Source organism: Porphyromonas vaginalis (genome assembly GCF_958301595.1).
GTDB classification, from domain to species: domain Bacteria; phylum Bacteroidota; class Bacteroidia; order Bacteroidales; family Porphyromonadaceae; genus Porphyromonas; species Porphyromonas vaginalis.
In genome coordinates, this window is record NZ_CATQJU010000001.1 from 68,617 (window position 1) to 86,433 (window position 17,817).

Sequence of the window (17,817 nt, forward strand, 5' to 3'; positions counted from 1 at the left end):
ATATGGCATCTTGGGAACATACAGACATAATCGTTGATGGGCAGCCTGTGAAAGCGCAGGCTCCCATCATCGTTTCGGCAAGTAGAAGTACGGATATTCCTGCATTCTATGCCGATTGTTTTTTTGACCGCTTAAAGAAAGGTTACTCAGCTGAAATAATGAGAACAAAAGTAATACCCTGATGCTTCTGCTCACGGCAGTCATCGCAAACGGACAGACAAAGATGGAAAGGAAAGAAATCAAGCAGACCGCAGGACGTACCGCCCTCGGAGAGTTCGCACCAGAATTTGCCCATCTCAACGATGACATTCTTTTCGGTGAAGTGTGGAACCGTCAGGAAGAGATGAGCCTGCATGACCGCTCGCTTACCACAATTCTCTCACTCGTGGCGCAAGGCATCACCGACTCATCGCTCAAATATCACCTGAATACGGCCAAAGCCAATGGCGTGACCCGACAGGAATTTTCGGAGATGATCACTCACGCCGCTTTCTATGTAGGCTGGCCTAAGGCATGGGCGGTGTTCAACATGGCCAAGGAGGTGTGGACTTCAGACATACAGACCAAAGAAGAATTTCAGGCAAGCACACCCTATCCCATTGGCGAGCCTAACACGGGCTATGCCAAATACTTCATAGGGCTGAGTTATCTCGCTCCGATGGAGGCTGACAAGGGGGCGTGGTAAATGTAACGTTTGAACCCCGTTGCCGCAACCACTGGCACATTCATCACAAAGCCGTTCAGGTGCTCATCTGCGTTGCCGGCCGTGGCTGGTACCAAGAGTGGGGCAAGACACCTGTAGAGCTTTGCCCCGGTGTTGTCATTGCCATCCCTGCCGAAACCAAACACTGGCACGGAGCCGCCAGAGACAGTTGGATGCAGCACCTGACTTACAATACTCACGTTGAGGATAGCTCATCGAACGAATGGTTGGAACCTGTCACTGATGACATCTACGACAAACTCAAATAAGGCATTGCTTTCCTTATAGAAAGTTTATTTCGCGAGTTATTAGCCTACAATCATGCATTTTGAACTAACTAATGTAGAATGTAGTCAAGAAGTAGTGATTTCTATCCGCTGCCTCTGACTACATCCTAATTCTTTCTCTTTCACCGTATTACCCCTTGTTGAAGTAATGTAGTAGGATAATATCGGTGAAAGAAAAAGATAGGAATAAATCAATGGTGTGTACCTCCAAACAGGAATATCGGTGTTATAGAAGTTGCGGGTTGCTGTACCTTATGGCAGACATACTTTCTGAACAAGTGAGCTTCCATGCTGTCCAGCAGAAAGGCGAGGGCGATGATTGCCGAGAGAGGATAAAGCGGTGCATAACCTGTCAATTCATTATCTCTGACCATTGCCTTCTCACCTGCACACATTTCATCAAGGTGCAGGTTGGAAGATTTCTGTATCACTTGTAGCGTGCCGAACGGATGTCTTGCACAGTGCCAAGTCAACGGAGTACGGATGCCACATGCCAACCCCGAGCCCGAGCCCACTACGCCTGAGGAGGTACATGCCGTAGACCTCACCTAGTCTGTCTGACTATCCCGAGCCTGCGGCGTAAGCCCAGCAGGCTCCATCCTTACGGAGGCTCACTCTACTAACGAGCCTCTCCAACATAGCAAAGCCGTGTAGCCATCCGAGCTACACGGCTTTTGTTGAGCTTTATTGCTGTCCGATAAAAGTCCGACCTCCCACGAGGGGAGGTCGTTATGCGGGGTGTACCCATCGGCGCCCCCAGTCGTTCGGGCTACGCCCTCCGACTGGGGTCTAGGATCCGTCCGACCGCGCTGCGGTCGTTCCTCCCTAAGCCTGAGAGCGAAACGTCATTGTCATCTGTTGTGACCTCCACAGGAGGTGATACGAAGGATCCATATTGCGGATACACATCGTTTGTGACCTCCGCAGGAGGTCAGACGAATCATAGCCCCCAGTCGGAGGGCGTAGCCCGAACGACTGGGGGAACAAGACGTCGCCCATTGATCGACCCCTTGTGGGTCGGACTAGGAACAGCAAACACATTTGACTCGATCGAGGGGTCAATAAACTGGCGCATTGCTGTCCGATAAAGATAGACATCCTTTTCACCGTCTGATTAGCTCTATATTAGGGAGAAATCCTTTATAACAGACATTTGATGGACTCTCTGCTATCATCAGAAATCTGACAAGCAGGGAACTCGGCGATCCGATGAAATAGGAAGCTTTTCTTTCGCCGAAAAACTTTTATCGGACAGCAATAGTTGTGCTTACGCTCCGCATCTCTTCCACCCTCTTCCACCCCCTCCCGCACAAACGGCTTGTCGCCAGCTCCCAAAGGCATGGAAGCAAATCGTCCCTCCACGCATGGGATAAAAAAATCCCGCCGTGGGGAGCAAATCGTCCCTCCGTGGGGATCAAATCGTCCCTCCCGAGGGATTTCTTCGTCCCGCCCTAGGGATCGAAAAATTCCTACCTAGGAAAAATAGATTTCCAACGCTGGAAATTTTATTTTCCACCGTTGGAAACTGACCGTTCCTCCGCTGGAACTGAAAAGTTCCTCCCTTGGAACTAAAAAGTTCCAAAGGAGGAACAACTTTTGGAACTCGTCTCTACTACGATACCAGCACGATACGAGCAGGCAAAGATAGAGCGACGTAGTCGTCTAGTCGAACGGTAGGAGACGCACCACGTCGCCCAGTATCGGATAGAAGATGAGTTGATCGAGGACCCTCTGGCCATACGCTTCGATGGCGCGCTGGTAACAGTCGAGCTGTCCCTTATAGCGACCAGCGTAGTGCGGGTTCGTGGGGTCTAGTAGCTGCTGCGTCGTACCCGAGTAGGTCTTGAAGTCTATCAAGACACCCCCCTCGGCCGTCTTCCCATAGCATATCGTGATGGGCAGACCAGTCAATATATACATGTCCACTGTACTCTGGACTAAAGTAAATCTTCATATCTCGTATCTCAAACTATTAGACTTCTCTGATATCACTGCCTTAGGAAGAGGTCGTAGTGCGTCCCATATAGCTGCGCCCGACATATACGGTGTGAGCGAAGCATCAGTTTGGTATCCATACTCTTCTGGACCAAGTAATCGTAGTGCTGAGCATACAGCTCGTGTAGCCGACAGCGGGTATCGATAAAGTCGTTGAACGCTCGAACCGACTCAGCAAAGTTATCAAAAGGGATAGACAAACTGTGCCACTCACAAACGTGGCAAAAGCTCTCCAGACTCCTACAGATCACGCGCTCGCCAGCTTGTCTATAAAGGCTCCCCTTAGAATCGAAACGACTCCTTACCGCCTCGCTACCTAGCGTCTGAAAGCAGGTGAGCGTCATACTTCTAGGCGAGTCTCCCAGCGGAGCAAGCTCCACTAGGAGAAAACGATCTAGATCGACACTCTGCCAGATAAAGCCCACATCGTCTGGCCCCACGTTGTAAACCAGGCCGAGTGTCTCCTTAGCCCTCGTGTGCTGCTCTAGGACTGCGTAAGCGTACTGTTCGCTGCGCAAGAAGGCTGCCAACTGATCACCACCACTCGTCAGCTCTTGCGAGTCGGACGGCTCTACAACAGAGTTATCTGTCGTAACCAGCGCAAAGGTCCTCACACGGCTCTCAGTGCCTAGGAGGAGTTGCGCTAAGGCGGTTAACTTATGATCCATTATATCGCTCATCTTATTTCGATCCATAGCTAATAGCGGAGCGTAGTAAAGAAGGCCGCTATCCGTGGCAGTATGGGCGACCCCTTAGCTACCTTGAACTTATCTATATCTGTGACCACCGTGATGTTTAGGTCATACTTCTCATTTAGCTCATTCATCTTATTGGTAAAGAGCTCCCCATGCTGCGGTTGACCATTGTGAAAGTAGTTGCGCTCCACATAGTAGTGTATCATCTCATGCACGAGTACGCTACGTAGCTGCTCTTCCGTCCAGTCATAGTAGCAAGAGATCAGGATCTTCACATACTTGATCTTACGTCTACTTGGTATCTCAATGAAGCGAAACATACCCAGCTTGGAGTATGACTTCAGCAGAAAAAAGTCTGGCGTAGGTAGCTCATCATCAAAGTACAGCTTGTTGTACTCCTCAAAGCGCTCTGCAAGTATATCTGTCGTTATAATCATAGCTTTAGTAGTTATTAGTTGTGTCACTTTCCACCTTATCCTTGTTCTCGACATAGGCGCATATATCCTGGATGCTTATCACCCCGCGACCACGAAGTCGCTCATTGGCTTTGTAGCCGAAGACCCTCAACTGCTCCTCCAGCTGATAAATCTGCTCTCTCACAGTCTTGAGAGCATCTTGATAGCTACGAGGCGCGAGCTGACCGCTCTTGAACTGCCTCTTCAAGCTCTGCTTCTGAGACCTCAGCTCCTCGATCTGAGGCACCACTCGCTGCTCTAGAGCCTTATAGTCAGCATAGATCTGGCGCACCTCATCGTCATGAAGTCGCATCATCGCACTAGCCCACATATTTTGCCAGCTACTAAGCTCGTTGCGCAGATTCGTTATGTAGGCATTCTGCTGTGCTATACGATGTTCTAGGAAGTGCTCTCTCACATTGCTCGTAAAGTCCTTCTCCCCGCCATCCTCCTCATGCAGGATGTCCAGTAGCTCTTGGAGCGTATAGGCTTGGTAGATCTCCTTAGCTTCGTTGTAGCGCATATTGATCTCCATCAGTGAATCCCAGTAGCGGGCAAAGTAGTAAAGATGTATAGGCTCTGTCTCACCATCCTCGTACAGCTGTCTACAGATAGCAAATTTTGAGTGCGGACTCCCCGTGAGCTCATAGATGAGACTCAGACGGCCACTATCAGAGATCACCATAGAGCCTAAGCAACTACTCCACCACTCTAGATAGACACCAATCGTCGGGGCATCCATGCCTGGAGACTCCGTGTAGGCCAACTTATTCTGGACACTTACAGGCGTGAGAAACATACGACTATCCTGCAGTATGCGCTCTCGATGCGCTAGCAGATAGAAGGCATTGTCGATAAAGAGCTGACGAAGCACCTCCTTCGCTTCAGGCTTCGGAGCTATCCTCCTCCGCCCCATGCCGAAGTGTCGTTCCATCGTCTCTAGCGGTAGCTCATCAGCAACCACCTCCTCAGTTTGTTGCATCTCCTCCTCAGGCTGAGACTCATTAGACGGTTGTTCCTCCCGCTCAGGCTTCGGATAGCACGTCAGGATCGTGCCATCCATCAGTCGGATAGCACCCTCTGGGTGTCTCTCCTCCACAGACTCCTCACGAGATGATGGTTCATAAGATTGTTGTACTGTCATAATTTGGTTTTTAACTAGTTGGTTTATAGGTTAAACGTCTAATTCGCATCCATTCCTCCCACCGTGACCATTATGCGGGGCTCGGTTGGGGCGGTCCGTAGACCGGCTCTTGATGCTAATTGTTCTTGTATTGCAATAAGAAAAAGTCTAGCGTAGGTAGATCATCCTCAAAGTACAGCCGGTTATGCTCCTTCTTAGAGATCCAATCTTACATACTCCTCCCCATCGACACTCCTTGCCTGTCCATTGTTCTGGACATAGAAACGTATATCATACAGTTCTATCCCCTCATCACTAAATCGCTCTTTGACATTGTATTCGAAGCCATACAACTGACTCTTTAGCTGATCGATTTGCTTGTTTAGAGGCTTGAGGGCAAACTGATAGCTACGAGGCGTCAGCTGCTCGCTCCGGAGCTGCCGCTTCAAGCTCTGCTTCTGTCGCCTCAGCTCCTCGATCTGCGCCTTCACCCGCTGCTCTAGATCCTCATAGTCGGCATAGATCTGGCGCACCTCACTGTCATGCAGCCGTAGCACCGCATGCTCATATTTATATCTCCATCTCCGCTCCTCCCTGTAGTGATGCTCCACCCGCTCGGTCAGTTGCTCTATACGATGATGTAGAAATAGCTCTCTCACATTGCTCGTAAAGTCCTTCTCACCGCCATCCTCCTCATGCAGGATGTCCAGTAGCTCTTGGAGCGTATAGGCTTGGTAGATCTGCTTAGCTTCATCATAGCGCGTATTGATCTGCATCAGCGACTGCCAGTATTTGGAAAAGCTAGAGAGCCGTATAGGAGCCGACTCACCACGCTCATAGAGTTGACCACAGCTATTAGACCCCGTGAGCGGACTCCCCGCAATCTGATAAACGAGACTCATACGGCCACCATCAGAGATCACCATAGTGCCTAGGCAATGACTCCACCACTCTAGGTAGATGCCGATAGTCGGATGGTGAAAACCTGACGTGCCCGTGTAGGCCAAGCCATTGTGCGCCACGATGGGTGTGAGAAACATACGACTATCCTGCAGTATGCGCTCTCGATGCGCTAGCAGATAGAAGGCATTGTCCTTAAAGAGCTGACGAAGCTCCTCTTGCTCTTCCTGCACCACAGGCTTCGGAGCTATCCTCCTCCGCCCTATGCTGAAGTATTCCCCCGTCCTGTCTAGCTGTAGCTCATCAGCTACCACCTCCTGTGACATCTCCTCCTCGGGCTTCGGATAGCACGTCAGGATCGTGCCATCCATCAGGCGAATAGCACCCTCTGGATGCGTCTCCTCCTCAGACTCGTCAGTAGCAGATGGTACCCTCGTCTCACTCTGTGGCTCAGATGAGGACATAGCAATAGCGTGAGAAGTTACCTCTGGCAACTCCTCACGAGACGATGGTTCATAAGATTGTTGTGCTGTCATAATTTGGTTTTTAACTAGTTGGTTTATAGGTTAAACGTCTAATTCGCATCCATTCTTCCCACCGTGACCATTATGCAAGGCTCGGTTGGGGCGGTCCGTAGACCGGCTCTTAATGCTAAACTAATCGCAACTCAGCTATCGATGGTGTCACGCACGAGTAGAAGTTTACCGCGATACAACTACAAAGTAGTAGCGATACGACCACAAACTAATCGTGAATCGACCTCTCCGATCTTGAATTGCAGTGCAAACATACGTATAATTTTCGAGATATGCAAGTTTTTCGTGTTAAGGAACGCTACGAAATCCGTTAAGAAGTCTGAATGTCGGAAGTTATCTCGGACTCAAATATCATCCTCCGCACAGAAAGAAGCACCCCTCCGACGAGGAAATATCATTTGCCACGTGAGCTATTTGAAAATTCCTACCTCTATATAATGTGTCAGCTCTGCCCTCTAATCTCTAACCTCTAATCTCTATTTACATATCTTTACGGGGAAATTTGTCCGATCCCCGCCTTTCTCGAATATCCACGTGGGGAATCTCAAATCTCCACGTGGAAGTTTTTTATTTTCCACGTGGGCGTGAAATAAAACTTCGGAGGAATCAAATGAAACTTCGGAGGAAACGAATGAAACTTCGGAGGAATTTTTTCTTTCTCACGTGGGGATTTCAAAATATCCACGTGGAAATCACTTTTCCCCGACACAGCTCCGTTTTGATATGTAGTCGGCTCTAAATTATTGTTATGAGTCGACGTTGAATTTGCCCAGCCTGGGCTGACACATCATAATCGTTTTTTTCAGGAGCTACAGATCAGCGACAAACGAAAAGTCGAGAGGTAAATGAGCTCATTGTATATAATGCGTCGACCCTGACAGCCTCCTCTCAGCAACCGTTTTTTCAATACCTTTGATCCATATAAGACTGTTGCAAAAGTCAACAGTCTCCGTATACAGATTGTTGGCACCGTCCACAATCCCCAACTCACTAAGTAACACAGCAAAGATCAAAGCGTATGACGACAGAGAACTTAACAGCTAAGAGGCAAGAACTAAAGGCCCTGAAGGATCAACTGAACCACATCTGGGAGGAGTACAAAAAAGCACGAGAGGAGCTGATACCCCAGGTCACCACACTCCTCGCAGACTATCTCGAGAGTCATCAGCTGGAAGAGCTGACATGGGATCTCCCCACCTCCCCCTATGACCACGACGAAGAGCAAACGATCCTGCGCGCCTTTGACCTACACCCGGATGGGTATAGCGTACATAATCTATATCCTGTCGCTGGAGTGAAGCGTAGCGAGACGGGCGTCAACCTCATCCTCTGTCGTAATTGGCGCCTGACCGAACGCTTTGAGTACCCTCTCTCCACTCAAAACTTCATTAGAGATCCTCAAGACTCATCTGTTTTCGTCGGGATCAACTTTTGCAATCACGACTTCATCACGGCCTTGCTCAAGAAAGCCCTCGACAAAGAGACCCTAGAGCGACAGAGCGACATCCTCAGCCTCACGACAAAGATGTCCGAATGGTATCAAGAGCTCATGGACCTTCGCAAATCATTTGTCTCCGTCCTCAACCGCCTTTTTCTGGACCTACTAGGCGAGGAGGGCGAGGTCTCGTGGAGCGAAGAGGAGATAGCCCCAGAGCTCAAGTCTAGCCTGACCCTCTATCAGGATCGGTATGACTGGAGCTATCGCGAAGAGTACCCCATAGTGGGCGTTCACACGTATGATGGAGAAGCTTACCTCGACATAGACGATGGCTGGGAGGGGTACGAACTCACTTTCGGACCCGAGATCAGCGACGAGCCTGAAGAGATGTACTACCTTCACTACAACGATTATCTCTGCCTGCCAGACATCTACGAGTCGCTCATCACGGCCGTCGAGCAAGCCCTCGCCAGAAACGCGTAAACACGGGATAGAGGCGTAGAATTACCCTTTCGGGTATTGTACGGAGCGTAAAGGCTGACTACCTTTGCGGGTGTGTAAAGGAGGGGTCTTTGGGGAGAGGTTCTTTTCGTAAGGGCTACACCCAAACACCCTCATATCTCTATCAAGACAACAAGAAGCGATGACCGAAAGCCACCTCCCTGCGAAGGATCGTAAAGCGATGACCGAAAGCTCTTTCCCTGTGATGGATCGTAAGACGACGTTCGTGAGACTCATACTTTCACTTCTCCTCGTGGTGTCCTCGACCGTGGCATCGATCGCACAAGAGCGCATCGGCACCGTGACTGGGGAGGTGACCACGACAACGGGCGAGGCTCTGGTCAATGCTGTGGTTCTCTTCACCAGTAGTCAGGACTCCACGCACTGCTTCCCCGCTGTCTGTGATGGGAATGGGCACTTTTACCAAGAGCTACCCCTCGGAGCTTATTCGTATAGAGTCTCTTACCTCGGCGCCAATTATACCCCTGAGCGAAATCAAGTAGAGGTGAGCAAGGAGCCTACAAACCCTCTGAGCATCGTCATAGCGCCTGCCGCTCAAGCACTCGATGAGGTGGTCGTAGTTGCCAAGCGTCCATTTGTCTCATATAGTGGCGGTGTGGCTCGCTATAACCTTTTGGCTAATCCAGCAGCCATCGGCGGGAATCTTTTGGACGGGCTCAAGCTAATCCCTGGAGTACAAGTGGAGGAGCGTGGAGGGCTCTCTGTCTATGGCTTCTACACACTCACGGTAGCTGTCAATGGTCGTATACTACGACTCTCCCCTGAGGAGGTCCAAGCTTACCTCAGCTCTCTGAGCGTGGAGGATGCCGAGCGGATCGAGCTCATTCGCCATCCAGGACCCGAGTATGGTGTGCAGAGCGGTGCCATCCTCAACGTCATCACAAAGGGAAACCCTCGAGAGGGGCTCAATGCTTTTATCTCGGCCGACGCAAGCTATCGGAGGAAGGTGTCGGAGGGCGGTCGGCTCAAGCTCAACTATAATAAGGATAACAAGCGAAGCTACGTAGCGTACCAAGTCTTTGACAATCGTCGTCTAGAGTCCCTCACGACTACGTTAGGTGCTGACACAACGAGCACATCGCCTCATCGTGGACAGGCTATGCAGGCGGGCTTTGAGTGGCAGATCTCTCCACAGCAGCTCTTTGACATACGGCTGCACGGATCGCTCTCTGATGAGCATATAGACTATAGTCGGGGGTATCACACCGATATGAGACGTATGGTCGGGGCCGTCAATCTCTATCACTCCCTCTCTGCAGATAGTTGGGTCTGGAAGAGCTACGCCGACTACACCTCCAGTAGCAATCATCGCACCTACTCTCACAGTGACAGCGAGCTACAAGATCGGTATCACTACCTTCGTCTATCAACGAACTATACCTACCGCTTTACCCCTTCACTAGTCGGACTCCTCGGGGTAACGCAAAACAATATCTGGTTTGCGACACAAGCCCCCACAGCTCCCAACAAAGTCAATGAGCGATACTATGAGAGCAACAGCTCTGCTTATGTCACGCTGCGCTACCACAAAGGAGCACTCGACAGCTACGGTGGAGTACAGCTCAACTACGACCACCGTACGAGCCAAGCTCAGGGGACTCGCCTACTATCTGACCAAGCGGTGCGCTGGCAACCCTACCTCAATGTTGCCTACGAAATAGCGCGCAACCATCGTCTAGCACTCTCCTTGCAAACTTACTACCAGCGTCCTGCGCTAAGAGATTTGATGCCGTATACCTCCTATGCGGGATTTCTCTATCGTGTCGGCAATGATCGTCTGCAAAGTAGTATGCGCCACAACCTTGCGCTCAACTACAGCTACCGACGGGCTGCGATGCTAGAGGTAAACCTCTCCAACGAGCAGCGCCCCATCGTCGAGTATTTGACGCCATATCAAGGAGGCTATGCCATTACCAAAGGGAATCTAGATTATAGTCGCTACCTGCGTATCGTAGCGGGGGCACCCATACCTATCATCTACCGAGACAACGGCTTGCAGTGGATGGCCACCACTTATCTAGCTTGGCACTTGCAGCGTGACAAGGGGACTATAGACGGGAGCGAGTGCGACCGCACCTTTCACGCATACTATCTCCAGCACAAGCAGTCGCTCAACTTCCCTGCTCAGTGGTACCTTGACGCTCAGATCACCTACTACAGTCCGCTATTTGTCGGAGTCTACAAGACTCAGAGCCAGTGGTGGATCAATCTATCTATTAGCAAGCGCATCGCCTCTTGGAAGCTCTCCCTCTCGTGCTACGACCTGCTGAATAGCAATGTGGCACGGGGCGAAATCATGGGGCTCTCCCAGCCGATAGCCTTCGTCCAGAACTGGTACAGTCCGAAAGTCACGCTTAGCATCAGTTGTACGCTAGGCAATAAGCGCCTCAAGAGCTCTAGCCGTCAGACAGTCAATAGCGAGTCTCGTCTCACCGACTCGGCCAACGAGGGGCTCTCATTTAGCAAGCCTTAAATAGCCATTTAGAAGGCTCTACGGGCGTAGAGCTTCCCTCTCCGTACGGGCGCAATCTATGTCCATACGGGTGGCAATTTATTTTTCATCCAGAGGAAACTCCAGTTTCATACGGAGGAAACTACTCGCCTTAGGGGAGAATACCTTGTTCTAGGTATGCGGTTTGCTTTTTATTTTGGGTGCTTACCCCTATCTTTGCTGGTGTTGGTGGGGATGTCCTACCGACGATCAACCAATCTTTATCTAAAACTTAAATGCAAATGACTATGCAACCTATTATCAATAGCAACTTACCTGAGTTCAAAGTACCCGCATATACCAAGTCCAAGGGCTTCCACGAGGTCTCTAACGAGGACCTCAAGGGGCGCTGGAGCGTACTCTTCTTCTATCCTGGCGACTTCACCTTCGTATGTCCTACGGAGCTAGCTGACCTCGCCGACAACTATGCTGAGTTTCAGCAGATCGGCGTGGACATCTACTCTGTGAGCACTGACTCGCACTTCGTTCACAAGGCTTGGCAGGATGCCAGCGAGGCGGTCAAGAAGGTTCAGTACACGATGCTCGCTGATATGCGCTTCGAGCTGGCTCGCGCCTTCGGCGTGATGATCGAGGAGGCTGGACAGGCTTACCGTGGCACTTTCCTCATTGATCCAGACGGCAAGGTGCGTGTGGCTGAGATCCATGACAACGGCATAGGCCGTGACGCTCAGGAGCTACTGCGCAAGGTGCGCGCGGCTCAGTTTATCTATGAGCACCCAGGCGAGGTGTGCCCCGCTAAGTGGAGACAAGGCGATGCCACTCTCAAGCCTAGCATAGACCTAGTTGGTAAGATCTAACACCTAGATCCACAAGAGACTGTTGCATAAAGGCGAATCGCTGTGTTGCTTTCGGGATTCGGCTTCGGTCACATACGTAGGTATGCTCCCTTCAGACCTCACCCTCAGCGCCTTGCGCTTCATCCTTTCTGCAAAGTCTAGACAATCTTGCAAGCAAGATTGTGAGACTGTAGACTTTTGCATCAGTCTCACATATCAAGACGAGAGGGTTGTGTCGTATACTCACACGAGCGGCACAGCCCTCTACTCTTTCTAAAAAAAACAGCACAATCATGAGACTAGACCAAGATACCTTACAGCAACTGCAAAGCATCTTTGCCTCGCTAAAGCACCGATACACGCTCAGAGCGAAGGCTCCCGAGGGTGATCACTACGGAGAGCTAGAGCAGCTCCTCGGCGACTTTGCCTCAACCTCTCCGCAGCTATCGCTAGAGATGAGCGTGGGCGACAAGCTGAGCGTGGAGATACTGCGTGACGACCAGCCCACGGGGATAACCTTTAGGGCGATCCCCTCGGGGCATGAGTTTAGCAGTCTGATACTAGCCATATACAATGCGGATGGTCAGGGGAAGAACCTCCCCGATGCGGCTATCTGCGACAAGATCCGTTCGCTACGCAAGCCTATTCATCTGCGTAGCTACATTTCGCTCAGCTGTACCAACTGCCCCGACGTGGTGCAGAGCCTTAACCTAATCACGCTCATAGCGGGTGAGGGGGTGACCCATGAGATGGTCGACGGAGCTCTCTACACAGAGGAGGCTAAGGAGCTAAACATATCGGCCGTACCGACGGTCTACCTGGGAGATCAGGTGCTACATATAGGCAAGAGTTCGCTGGGTGAACTACTCGGCAAGCTAGCCGACGCTGTCGGTGTGGAGCCATCGTCCGCCACGGCAGCGCGCAAGGAGTACGACCAGATCGTCATCGGTGGAGGCCCGGCTGGCGCAGCTGCTGCGCTATACTCGGCTCGCAAGGGACTGCACGTGGCACTTGTGGCGGACCGCATGGGTGGTCAGGTGAATGAGACGACGGCTATCGAAAACGTCCCCTCCGTGCTTCACACGACAGGTACGCAGCTCGCCGAAGATCTGCGCCAGCATGTGCTACACTACCACGTAGAGATACTAGAGCAGAGACATGTCGAGCAGATCAAGCTGGTCGATACCCAAAAGGAGGTAGTCACCTCACTCGGTGAGACGCTCGTAGCACCGCAAGTGATCATTGCCACTGGAGCCTCCTGGCGCAAGCTGGGTGTACCAGGCGAGGCGGAGCATATTGGTCGCGGGGTGGCCTTCTGCCCGCACTGCGACGGACCATTCTTCAAGGGCCAAGATATAGCGGTCGTGGGCGGTGGTAACTCAGGCATTGAGGCAGCTATCGACTTAGCGGGCATTTGCAAGCATGTGACTGTCTTGGAGTTTATGGAGAGCCTCAAGGCAGACACCGTACTGCAGGAGCAGCTGGCCAAGCTACCGAACGTGACCGTCCACACGAACGTGGCAACGGAAGAGGTCATCGGTGACGGTAGCAAGGTGTCCGCACTGCGCATAGCTCCTCGTGACGGGAGTGCTCCCTTCGAGCTCGCTGTAGCTGGGGTCTTTGTGCAGATCGGACTCAAAGCGAATACGGATGTCTTCGACGGGCTGGTCGAGCGCAACCGTATGGGCGAGATCGTCATCGACGACCACTGCCGTAGCTCAGTGCCTGGCATCTACGCCGCAGGCGACTGTGCCAACATCCCCTACAAGCAGGTGGTGATCGCTATGGGCGAGGGTGCCAAGGCTGCTCTATCCGCCTTCGATGATCGCATTCGCACGAAAGGGTAAAGTTGGCTGTTGGCTGTTAGCTGTTAGCCGACGCACGCAAGGGTTAGGGCCACACACCTACACAAAGAAGAGACTCCCCCGTAGCTGGACACGATCCAACTGGAGGGGAGTCTCACACATGAATCCTAAAATGCCACAAATCATAACTCGACTTGCGGAATCTAGATCCTAACTATCGCCCACTAACCTACTCAGCGACCACCTGAGATCGCTCTCAGATCTCAAGCAGCCGAGGAGCATTGAGCGAGCGATTGCTTTCGTTCATCATGGCGCCGTTCGAATAGATCGTCTCACCTCTTTTCAGCACGCCATACTGCTGATGGATATGCCCGAAGAGGTGCAGGCGGGGCTTGATATCATGCACTCGACGCAGGAGTGTGGCAGAGCCGTAGTTGGTCTGGTCGGCATAGTCCAAAATGCCATAGGGCGGACGATGCGTGACCAAGACATCTGTGTCTAGCGGTATATCCGCCTCGTATTGCTCCTGGCGGCCATCGGCACAGTCTGGCACAAACAGCGGGACTCCGTAAAACTTCACCCCTTCGATCTCTACCCCAGAGTTGTAGAGCAGGTGTACCGTGTCACTGAGTCCGCTCACAGTAGCCCTGTACATACAGAAGTCGTGATTGCCGCAGGTGAAGAGCTTGTACCGGTAGTCCAAGTCGCACAGCCAGTTGATAAAGTCCTCTGCTTCGTCTGCACTACCATGCATAGTAAAGTCTCCAGAGTGCACTACGACGTCTGCCGCTGGCAAATCCCGCAGCCGCCTGTGATAGCCATGCGTATCAGATAGATGTAGTATCCTCATAGTCATTATAAATGCGTGAGAGTTACTTCAAGAGTCCCTTTTATCTTGTCTGAACTATGTAAAGCTAGGCGATAAGTTAGTCTCAGAGTCATTAAGAGTCGGTAAGGGGACTGCTATTCGATAAAATCCGAGCAAGAGCCTGTCTTCATCCTCCGCCAAGAGCTCTTCCAGGCTCTTATCTTTGAAAGGATTCTGCACTTCTCCTTCCTTAGGATAGATAACAATTATTGCTGTCCGATAAAAGTTTTTCGGCTAAAGAAAAGCTTCCTATTTCATCGGACAGCTGAGTTCCCAGCTTGTCAGATCTCTGATGATAGCAGAGAGTCCATCAAATGTCTATTATAAAGGATTTCTCCCTAATATAGAGCTAATCAGACGGTGAAAAGGATGTCTATCTTTATCGGACAGCCGATTTACTCATTGAAGGACACTTGTTTGAAAAACGGAACTCTTGAAAAACCAGTGATATTTGAAGGTCAAGAAGGCGTTTTGCTCAAAAGGGGGGCTTGGAAATCAAAAATAGAAAGTCCAACCGCTTCAATTCTACCGTTGAGCCCCCTCGGTATGCCCTTTCTGACTTTTATCGGACAGCAATAGATAACAATACAAGGGATTACCTCACTGGCTGGAAGCCGAAAAAGCTTTCGATCTCGAGCATATCCAGCTAATTGCCTTGCAATCGCTATGTCAATACCACCTTGCTGAAAGCGTGGTATATACTTAGTATCCATAACGAGTTTGGGATCATAACAGATAAAGTCCGGATAGCCCGTATAGCCCTTGGCTTGATACTTGATCTTCTCCCCATAGGCCTCTCGTAATAGTCCTAACACGTAATGCTCATACAGCAACGACATATCTAGCCAAAAGACAGGGCAAGGGCTCTCCGCAGCAGGACGGATGCTCGTGATACTATAGTCACACCATCTCAAGATCATCTGAGCAATCTGCACAGCCTCTTCATACCCTCGGAAGAGTTTGTGACGCTTCATGCTTTTGATCTCCCACACCTCTATCTGGTCACTGACATCACAAAAGGCTGAGACACATTGATTGATCGCATGATGTAGAGCGTGCAGGCTTTTGTTTTCTTGTGCGATCTGAGCTATGATCTGACGAGAGAAGAGCAGAGCTTTCTTGATCAAGCGATTCTCTGGCGTATCTGCAGAGTATTCTTGGTATTTGCAATACACCCTCTCACAACGCTTACGCATCACGTTGTAATGCTCGTTTTGGGAGATAGCGATGCGTCCCCTCACCTTCTTTAGATTGCTCTCTCGTGACACATAGCTCTTTTTCAGTCCACGCTTGATGATCTCCCGCACCAGAGATATGAAGTGAACTATAATCAACGGACTCAGCACAGAGTTGAGTTCGGGAGCTTCAATCCGGGGCTGCTCTAGATCGACACCATAAATCTTAGATAGCTCCTTCGACTCTATGCCACTGTTGAGGCATGTAGCAAGCATCTTGAGGTAGTCTATCTTGTCACACCCACCCTTGGGTGTAATAACTAGAGGAGTCGAGTCGATCCATTGAGCCCCTATCACATAAGAGGCATAATAGCCCACCCCAGAATACTCTTCACTAGAAGAGGCTAGTGGTGAAGCAGCACCCCACTGCCAGCGAAAGAACCACCTATCTAAGCCTTCCGACTGTGCAGGTAGCCGCATGCCCTCTTGCCAAACAGGCAGAGAGATCTCTAGGGGGATTAGCTCATGCTCCTGTACTTGTATTAGCTTTGGCATTACTCTACTAAGTCCTCACTATCTTCTGACAGCTTAGGCAGATAGCACTTCGCATCCATCCAACTGTCGAAGTAGTGCTCATCGTCTTTCTTGCCTCTCAAGATACCATCCTTGATGTATTCCTTGATCAGAGGCACCACTTCATAGCGCATCTTGAGCCGGAGCGACTCGATATCATCTGCCATAAAGTAGCTGTGTCCTATCATCAAGTCTTCAAGCTCAAAGTCGCCACTCTTGTGTTGATAAATAAATGAATTCTGATCATCTCTAGACTTGCCATTTATCTCCTCAAAGAGAGCTGTAGCGAGGTCACGCACAGACTCATCAACGTGCGTCCTGATAACCTCAGCACTAGCCTCCAACGTGACGAAGGAAAAACGACGACGTACGGCGTAATCAATACTACCCGTAGAGCGGTCCGTCGTATTCATCGTGCCAATGATGTAGAGATTGGCAGGGACAGCGAAGGACTCCTTAGAGTATGGTAGCGTCAAGCGGATGTGATGATCACCGCCTCCGCAACGCTTATCAGCCTCTAGCAAGGTAATCAGCTCTCCAAATATCTTAGACACATTACCTCGATTGATCTCATCGATAATAAGAACGTATGGCTTACTAGATATTTGATTCTCTAGCTGATACTCTCTCTTTACAGCATTGATAAAAGCGGCCGCATAGCTTGGCCAGTTGTTTTCTCTTCCTTCACCGATCGCTTGCAGCTTGACCTTTTCAATATTGAGCGGAGAGGGCGAATAGTCCTCCTCTTTTTCACTCTGTGAGAATGCACTGCGCGAACTAATTGTTTTATTACCCTCTTTCCACCAGACGTTCAGTTGTGACTTGCCCGTGAGCGTTGGGATCGTTTTTCGATTCTCATATCCCTTCATTGACTTCAGATAAGTATCTATACAAGAGATGATATCAGCACCTTCTTTCATTTGAGCCCTTTGGCAAAGACTCTTGAAGAGCCCATCCTCCACTTCGTACGTGATGCCACCCCCATCTTCACTGACTATAGGTTTAAGCCCCTCGACAAAGTCTTCATAATCCATCGACTGGTGAAAGGTGCAAAAAGCTATCCGCCCCTCGTTCTGTAGTCTTTCATACTCCGCCATCACCTTGCTATGGTCTGAGAAGTCGGTAAAATCTTTATTGCACAAGCGCACAGCGATAGAGGCTGTCGTATAGGTCTTGCCAGTCCCTGGTGCTCCCTGCAAAATGATGTTTTTCTTTAGCTCTAGGAGCCGAGCATAGTTGTCTATCTCTTCTTTCATCTCCAGCTTTGAAATGATTTTGTCAATATACTTCCACTGATCAGTCCAGGGACCACATGGGCTTAGTACCTTTTGAGAAAATAACTGGCTAGGGGGTTGATCCTCTTCTGATATATAGCTTAGTACCTTTACATTACGATAGTTGATATGGTAGTATTTCTCTTCCAGTTCTGAACTCCTATAGCTCTCGCTCAAAAT

Annotated in this window: 12 protein-coding genes, 3 pseudogenes and 2 riboswitches; of the genes and pseudogenes, 6 read left to right on the forward strand and 9 right to left on the reverse strand. The window is 50.4% G+C overall.

Annotated features, from left to right (window positions below; genetic code table 11):
- Positions 1 to 2 precede the first annotated feature (2 nt).
- Together Q2J34_RS00220 and Q2J34_RS00225 are read left to right on the forward strand one after the other, a co-directional pair.
- Positions 3 to 152 (forward strand): annotated as a pseudogene (locus Q2J34_RS00220) (DUF1848 family protein); the annotation flags it as partial.
- Positions 153 to 181: 29 nt separating this feature from the next.
- A pseudogene (locus tag Q2J34_RS00225) lies at positions 182 to 972 on the forward strand (carboxymuconolactone decarboxylase family protein).
- 209 nt (positions 973 to 1,181) lie between these two features.
- Here the strand turns inward: Q2J34_RS00225 and Q2J34_RS00230 are convergent.
- The 6 genes and pseudogenes from Q2J34_RS00230 to Q2J34_RS00255 form a co-directional block, all read right to left on the reverse strand.
- Positions 1,182 to 1,433, reverse strand: a pseudogene (locus tag Q2J34_RS00230) (hypothetical protein); the annotation flags it as partial.
- Positions 1,434 to 2,652: 1,219 nt separating this feature from the next.
- On the reverse strand, positions 2,653 to 2,910 hold the full coding sequence (locus Q2J34_RS00235; protein WP_300968958.1) for a hypothetical protein: 258 nt from the start codon (positions 2,908 to 2,910) through the stop codon (positions 2,653 to 2,655).
- Positions 2,911 to 2,978: 68 nt separating this feature from the next.
- Positions 2,979 to 3,680, reverse strand: coding sequence for a hypothetical protein (locus Q2J34_RS00240; protein WP_300968959.1), 702 nt, complete (start codon positions 3,678 to 3,680; stop codon positions 2,979 to 2,981).
- Between the two features lie 2 nt (positions 3,681 to 3,682).
- Positions 3,683 to 4,117, reverse strand: a complete 435-nt coding sequence (locus Q2J34_RS00245) for a SprT-like domain-containing protein (protein ID WP_298889639.1) — start codon at positions 4,115 to 4,117, stop codon at positions 3,683 to 3,685.
- A 4-nt stretch (positions 4,118 to 4,121) separates the two neighbouring features.
- Positions 4,122 to 5,279 carry a hypothetical protein gene (locus Q2J34_RS00250; protein ID WP_300968960.1) on the reverse strand — a complete coding sequence of 386 codons (1,158 nt, stop codon included), beginning with the start codon at positions 5,277 to 5,279 and terminating at the stop codon, positions 4,122 to 4,124.
- A gap of 16 nt (positions 5,280 to 5,295) precedes the next feature.
- Positions 5,296 to 5,400: riboswitch (SAM-I-IV-variant riboswitch) on the reverse strand.
- Positions 5,401 to 5,473: 73 nt separating this feature from the next.
- Positions 5,474 to 6,694 carry a hypothetical protein gene (locus tag Q2J34_RS00255; RefSeq protein WP_300968961.1) on the reverse strand — a complete coding sequence of 407 codons (1,221 nt, stop codon included), beginning with the start codon at positions 6,692 to 6,694 and terminating at the stop codon, positions 5,474 to 5,476.
- A gap of 16 nt (positions 6,695 to 6,710) precedes the next feature.
- Positions 6,711 to 6,815, reverse strand: a riboswitch (SAM-I-IV-variant riboswitch).
- 897 nt (positions 6,816 to 7,712) lie between these two features.
- Here Q2J34_RS00255 and Q2J34_RS00260 point away from each other — a divergent pair.
- The 4 genes from Q2J34_RS00260 to ahpF all read left to right on the forward strand — a co-directional run bounded on the left by Q2J34_RS00260 (position 7,713) and on the right by ahpF (position 13,789).
- Complete coding sequence (locus Q2J34_RS00260) at positions 7,713 to 8,615, forward strand: placenta-specific protein 9 (RefSeq protein ID WP_300968962.1); 903 nt, start codon at positions 7,713 to 7,715, stop codon at positions 8,613 to 8,615.
- Positions 8,616 to 8,775: 160 nt separating this feature from the next.
- A complete protein-coding gene (locus Q2J34_RS00265) occupies positions 8,776 to 11,127 on the forward strand; it encodes a TonB-dependent receptor (RefSeq protein WP_300968963.1) in 2,352 nt (783 codons plus the stop codon).
- A gap of 266 nt (positions 11,128 to 11,393) precedes the next feature.
- The gene (gene ahpC, locus Q2J34_RS00270; RefSeq protein ID WP_025883180.1) at positions 11,394 to 11,963 is read left to right on the forward strand and encodes an alkyl hydroperoxide reductase subunit C; all 570 of its coding nucleotides are present in this window, start codon (positions 11,394 to 11,396) and stop codon (positions 11,961 to 11,963) included.
- Between the two features lie 272 nt (positions 11,964 to 12,235).
- Positions 12,236 to 13,789 (forward strand): alkyl hydroperoxide reductase subunit F, encoded by a 1,554-nt coding sequence (ahpF, locus tag Q2J34_RS00275; RefSeq protein WP_300968964.1) that lies wholly within the window; start codon positions 12,236 to 12,238, stop codon positions 13,787 to 13,789.
- A 214-nt stretch (positions 13,790 to 14,003) separates the two neighbouring features.
- On the opposite strand, the gene Q2J34_RS00280 is transcribed toward ahpF, so the two are convergent.
- From Q2J34_RS00280 to Q2J34_RS00290, 3 genes are all read right to left on the reverse strand, one after another.
- Complete coding sequence (locus Q2J34_RS00280) at positions 14,004 to 14,597, reverse strand: metallophosphoesterase family protein (RefSeq protein WP_300968965.1); 594 nt, start codon at positions 14,595 to 14,597, stop codon at positions 14,004 to 14,006.
- A 476-nt stretch (positions 14,598 to 15,073) separates the two neighbouring features.
- On the reverse strand, positions 15,074 to 16,345 hold the full coding sequence (locus tag Q2J34_RS00285; RefSeq protein WP_300968966.1) for a 5-methylcytosine restriction system specificity protein McrC: 1,272 nt from the start codon (positions 16,343 to 16,345) through the stop codon (positions 15,074 to 15,076).
- Positions 16,345 to 17,619, reverse strand: coding sequence for an McrB family protein (locus tag Q2J34_RS00290; protein ID WP_300968967.1), 1,275 nt, complete (start codon positions 17,617 to 17,619; stop codon positions 16,345 to 16,347). The genes Q2J34_RS00285 and Q2J34_RS00290 overlap by 1 nt, the downstream gene beginning before the upstream one ends.
- Between the last annotated feature and the right edge of the window lie 198 nt (positions 17,620 to 17,817).